This is a genomic window from Mesorhizobium sp. M7A.F.Ca.CA.003.01.2.1 (assembly GCF_003998945.1).
GTDB classification, from domain to species: domain Bacteria; phylum Pseudomonadota; class Alphaproteobacteria; order Rhizobiales; family Rhizobiaceae; genus Mesorhizobium; species Mesorhizobium ciceri.
The window spans coordinates 1-4,851 of record NZ_RZRA01000397.1; the positions used below are offsets into that span (position 1 = coordinate 1).

Annotated in this window: 5 protein-coding genes and 1 pseudogene; 1 reads left to right on the top strand and 5 read right to left on the bottom strand. The window is 61.3% G+C overall.

Features of this window, described 5'->3' with window-relative positions; all coding sequences use genetic code 11:
* Window positions 1-115 (bottom strand): annotated as a pseudogene (locus tag EN969_RS36045) (inositol-3-phosphate synthase); the annotation flags it as partial.
* Window positions 116-270: 155 nt separating this feature from the next.
* On the opposite strand from EN969_RS36045, the gene EN969_RS17045 reads away from it, so the two are divergent.
* Window positions 271-2,013, top strand: coding sequence for a hypothetical protein (locus EN969_RS17045; protein WP_063170152.1), 1,743 nt, complete (start codon window positions 271-273; stop codon window positions 2,011-2,013).
* Between the two features lie 10 nt (window positions 2,014-2,023).
* Here the strand turns inward: EN969_RS17045 and EN969_RS17050 are convergent, their stop codons facing one another.
* From EN969_RS17050 to EN969_RS17065, 4 genes are all read right to left on the bottom strand, one after another.
* Complete coding sequence (locus EN969_RS17050) at window positions 2,024-2,209, bottom strand: hypothetical protein (protein WP_013533200.1); 186 nt, start codon at window positions 2,207-2,209, stop codon at window positions 2,024-2,026.
* A 93-nt stretch (window positions 2,210-2,302) separates the two neighbouring features.
* Window positions 2,303-3,349 (bottom strand): UDP-glucuronic acid decarboxylase family protein, encoded by a 1,047-nt coding sequence (locus tag EN969_RS17055; protein ID WP_013533199.1) that lies wholly within the window; start codon window positions 3,347-3,349, stop codon window positions 2,303-2,305.
* Window positions 3,350-3,372: 23 nt separating this feature from the next.
* Complete coding sequence (locus tag EN969_RS17060) at window positions 3,373-4,476, bottom strand: glycosyltransferase (RefSeq protein ID WP_063170153.1); 1,104 nt, start codon at window positions 4,474-4,476, stop codon at window positions 3,373-3,375.
* Window positions 4,473-4,851 (bottom strand): glycosyltransferase (locus EN969_RS17065; protein ID WP_164758307.1); only part of this gene is annotated, 379 nt, incomplete at its 5' end. The genes EN969_RS17065 and EN969_RS17060, both read right to left, overlap by 4 nt.

Here is a 4,851-nt window from a genome sequence, read left to right on the forward strand (position 1 = left end):
GCCCAGGGATTGGTTCGTTGCTTTTAGCGTGACGATAGAACGAGAGGCCCTGCACCAGGGAGGATGCGCAATTGCCGACCCCAACGATACCAACACGAACCTTTTTCGATCCCACGAAACCGCCACCCTATGTTGTTCAAAGGTAAGTTCCTGGCGCCGAACCATCAGCTTGCCGGAATGTTCCTCCACCCATCGAAAAATTGCGCGAGACAGCATGGATCGAAGCCGCATCCGATGCGTTCCCGCACGGCAAGCATTGGAAACCGATCGATGATCGTCTACGGCGACCACAAGCGGACGCAGGACGCACAACAGCTTCGCGAAGCAGCAGGCGAAATGGCCGTAAGACTTGATCGGATGTCTCATGGCATCCGACGCCATGCTGCATTGGTCGGACTGTTCATCAGCGTGTCGGAGCTGGTTCAGGCGCTTGCCGACGTCGATTTCGGAACCTGCGGCATCGACATTTTTTCGCCACGGCAACAGCAAGGCGCCAGGCTGCTGGTCGGGCTTGCGGCAGAGGTAGCGAAGTCGTGGCGAAGCGGTTTCAACGTTGGCGGTGGCATCGATCCGGGACTTCTCAAGCTGCTGGCCGGGCTCGACTGTCAGGCCGAGGTTCTGACCGGCTCCGCTGAGGGTTATGCGCATTATGCGCTTTATCCCGAAAGCTATTTGGACGCGGCGCAGAAGTCGGGGCTCGATGCGAACACATGCGTTATCGGTGTCCGCAGCATTGGCCTTGGGCTCGCAGCTATGGTGGCGGCCTCGATTGGCGCGCCTGCGCCATTCAGCGTTCGTCCGATCGGCCATCCCTTCCACAGGCACATCAACGCCGATCCGCGGTCGATCACCGCTTGGAAGAACAATCCATCGGCGCGTTTCGCCGTTGTCGACGAGGGTCCCGGCCTGTCCGGCAGTTCGATGCATGCCGTTGTCGTTTGGCTGCGTGAACTGGATGTCGATACGGACCGCATTCACCTGTTTCCCAGCCATTCAGGCGGCCCGGGCAGCGAAGCGTCGCCGGAGGCTCGGGAAACGTGGTCGCGCTGTCCGAAACATGTGGCGACGGCGTTTGAATGCACCTTCTCCGAAAGCTCGAAAATTCCCACGCTGCGCGATTGGGTGGCCGAGGCGGTCGGCAGGCCGGAATTAAACCTGACCGAACTATCTGGTGGCGAGTGGCGGGCCGCCCACTATGCCGACGAAGGACGCTGGCCGCCGAGCCCACGCGGTACCGAGCGGCGTAAATTCCTGGCGTCCGCAGGGCGTGACCGCTGGCTCGTCAAATTCGCCGGCCTCGGCGAAACCGGACTCCGCAAGAAACGAGCCGCGGCGATGTTGCATGAAGCCGGGTTCGGATCGCAAGTTGTCGCGCTTTGCCATGGCTTTCTGGTTGAACGGTGGATTGATGGCAGCACGATGGATCAGGCGCCGCTGCCCAGGGAAAAACTGATCGCGGAGCTCACAAACTACCTGACCTGGCGTGCGCTCAATCTTCGAACTTGCGAACCGGGTGCATCATTGCTTGCTCTCGCGGAGATGGCTGTTTCCAATGCGTCGGAAGCCTTGGACGAGAAACGCGCAGCGACGTTGCGCGGTTGGCTCTCGAAACCGACCTCCGCGCATGTGCTGCAGCGCGTTGAAATCGACGGAAAGCTTCAACCGTGGGAGTTTCTCGTTCGTGCAGATGGCACGGTGCTCAAGACAGATGCTGTTGACCACTGCCGGGCACATGATTTGATCGGCTGCCAACCGATCGAGTGGGACATTGCCGGCGCCCGCGTCGAGTATGGACTGTCCGACAGCGATGTGAGGACCTTGGTCGAGGGAATGGAACTTGCCATCGACCATGACCACATCGGCTTTTTCGAACCATGCTATTTGGCATTCCAACTCGGGCTCTGGAGCACGGCTGCGCAATCCGAGGACGGCGGGGAAAAAACAAGGTTGGCCGAGATGGCAGACCGATATAGGATGCCGCTGATACGGTTCCTGGACGAATGCCGGATATGATCGTTTCCGATCAGTCCAGCCTTCGCAGCATGTCTGCTTCCTGCTCGAGAATAGTGGCCACTTCCTCGCGCTGCAGATGCGTCATCATCAGGCTGACGCAGCACTCGAGATAGGTAATCGAGGCGCGCCGCAGATAGGCAGCGGTCTCGCGTTCGGCCATCTGGTCGATATCCCTCGAGGGGCGCTTGGGTTGCATGAGGGTGATCCTCCATATCGGGTCCTTCTGCCAAACCACAAGCCTGGGCGGATGTTCCGCACGATCTCGGGAAAGGTTCGGCGCCATCTCGCATCACGCCGGAAGGTTCTGCAGCCCTCCGGGTGCGGGCCTCGCTCTTTTGGCAAAGCCCGTCATCTGATCGCCGATGCGGCTGCCTTCGAGAGCTGCGAAATAATCGATCGTCAGCTTGAGCCCTTCGTTGAGGGGCACCTTCGGCGTCCAGCCGAGCAGCGCTTTTGCACGCGAAATATCGGGCTGCCTGCGCCGAGGATCGTCTTGCGGCAGCGGTAGAAATCTCAGATCCGATTTGGTACCCGTCATCGCCTTCACCAACGCAGCCAGTCGCACGATGGTGAATTCTCCGGGATTGCCCAGATTGACCGGCTTGCCTGGATTGGGATCGATATCCATCAGGCGCCTCAATCCATCGATCTGATCGGAGACATAGCAGAAGGATCGCGTCTGCAAGCCGTCGCCGAAGATCGTCAGGGGACGTTTCTCGAGCGCCTGCATGATCAGGTTCGAGACGATGCGGCCGTCCGCCGGATCCATTCTCGGACCGTAGGTGTTGAAGATGCGCGCGACGCGCACGTCGGCTTTGCCGGCTCTCAGATAGTCGAAGCAAAGCGTTTCGGCGGTGCGTTTGCCCTCGTCGTAGCAGGCGCGCGGACCGGTGCAGTTCACGTGGCCGACATAATCCTCCCTCTGGGGATGCTGTTCCGGATCGCCATACACTTCGCTCGTCGAGGCCTGTAGCAGCCGCGCGTCATATCGGACAGCGAGTTCGAGCAGGTTGAGCGTTCCAATCACGCAGGTTCGCGTGGTGTGGATAGGGTCGGCCTGGTAACGCGGCGGCGAGGCAGCGCATGCCAGGTTGAAGATACGCTCCACGGGCTCGCCGAGATCCAATGGCCGGCAGATATCCTGCTCGATCAACCGGAAACCCGGATGGTCCATGATCGAGATGATGTTCTCCATGCGCCCAGTCAGAAAATTGTCGGCGCAGATCACGCGCCAGCCGTTGCGGAGCAATGTTTCGCAAAGATGCGAACCGAGGAATCCCGCACCGCCGGCAACAAGCACTGCCTTTGCCCTTCGCGCGTTTCGTGTTTGTCGCATCGCCGTTTTCTCCTGTCTGCTGGTCATGCTGCGCTTCCGATGTCGAAATCGAGGGCCGCCGCCCTTGGCTGTGTCAACGCCGCCACGAATTCGCGGGCCCTGGCCGCACCGGTGTGGGATGCGAGGACGCGTTCGCGGGCCCGGCGGGCCATGGCGAGGCGTGTGCGCTCGGACTCGCCGAACAGGATCTCGACGACATCGTCCGTTTCCCCGGCGGTGTGGATCGCCGATGCAGGAAAGAAGCTGTCGAGCCCTGGCCAGCGATCGCTGATGATGGGCGTGCCGCAAGCAGCCGCTTCGAACAGGCGCACACTGGGCGACCATCCGGCAGCTATCATGGAACTGCGTGTGACGTTCAGCGTGTAACGCTGACGGCTGTAGAACGCGGCATGATCGGCGGGCGGCAGATGTTCGATACGTTCAACATTGTCCGGCCAGATGATGTCGGATGGGTATTGCGAGCCGGCCACGACGAAACGCCGGTCCGGCATATGCCGTGCGGGCTCGAGCAGCAGCGCATTCAGCATTGTCTGCCGGTCGGCACTGTAGGTGCCGAGATAGCCGAGATCCCAGCGGATCGGATCGCCAGTCCGGTGGTGCCGTTCCGGGTCGACCGAGCAGTAGAGCGGCTCGGCGCGGCGCGCGCCGAAGTCCTCCACCAGACGGCCAAGCATCGGCCCGCCGGTGAACGAGAAGTAGACGTCGAAGTAAGGAATCTGCCGCCAGCTCAGATAATCGCAATCGTCGGCTGAAAGCTGCGCCACGGTCACCGGCGTGTCGATGTCGTAAAAGCAGAAGCGCCCTTTGCAAAGTGAAGCGACGATGTCGATGACCACGCGCCCTTCCGGCACGAACGAGCCGATGACGACGATGTCGGCCTGCTCCAGGCACCGGGCGTAGTCGCGTTGTAACTCCGCGGTGGTTTCGTAGTAGCGCAAGGCGCAGAAATCCGGATCGCGCAGATCGCGGTGGTTTGCGTACCACGGCACCTCGCGCTCCAGAAAGGTCACGCGGTGGCCGAGTTCGTGCAGACCTTTCAGCAGGCCTCGAAACGTCGTGGCGTGGCCGTTTCCCCAGGATGAGGACAGCGACAGGCCAAGAAAGACGATGTCCAATTGCTTGGTCATTCCGCTGCCTCCACGGTCCCCTGCTCGAAGTGACGTTTGAAGACTGCATCGGCCACGTCCGCCCGCAACGCGTAGGTGTGATCGGCCAGCACGCGGCAAAGTGCGGCCTGGCCGATTGCCTTTGCCCGACTGGAGGTCAGCGAGCACATGATCTCGGCGACATCGCCGCCGTCGCGCGCCACCAGGATCTCCTCGCCTGGTTTCAGGAACAGTTCCACGCCCAGCCACGCATCGGTGATGAGGCAGGCGCCGGCGCCGGCCGCCTCGAAGACACGCGTGGCCGGTGAAAAACCGTTTACGGCCATGCTGTCGCGGCTGATGTTCAGAACCGCCTTGGGTGTGACGTTGAAGGCATTGTGATCGCGGGTGCCGACG

Coding starts and splice junctions, on each gene's coding strand:
- EN969_RS17045 (WP_063170152.1), top strand. CDS start 271: ATGATCGTCTACGGCGACCACAAGCGGACGCAGGACGCACAACAGCTT.
- EN969_RS17050 (WP_013533200.1), bottom strand. CDS start 2,209: ATGCAACCCAAGCGCCCCTCGAGGGATATCGACCAGATGGCCGAACGC.
- EN969_RS17055 (WP_013533199.1), bottom strand. CDS start 3,349: ATGCGACAAACACGAAACGCGCGAAGGGCAAAGGCAGTGCTTGTTGCC.
- EN969_RS17060 (WP_063170153.1), bottom strand. CDS start 4,476: ATGACCAAGCAATTGGACATCGTCTTTCTTGGCCTGTCGCTGTCCTCA.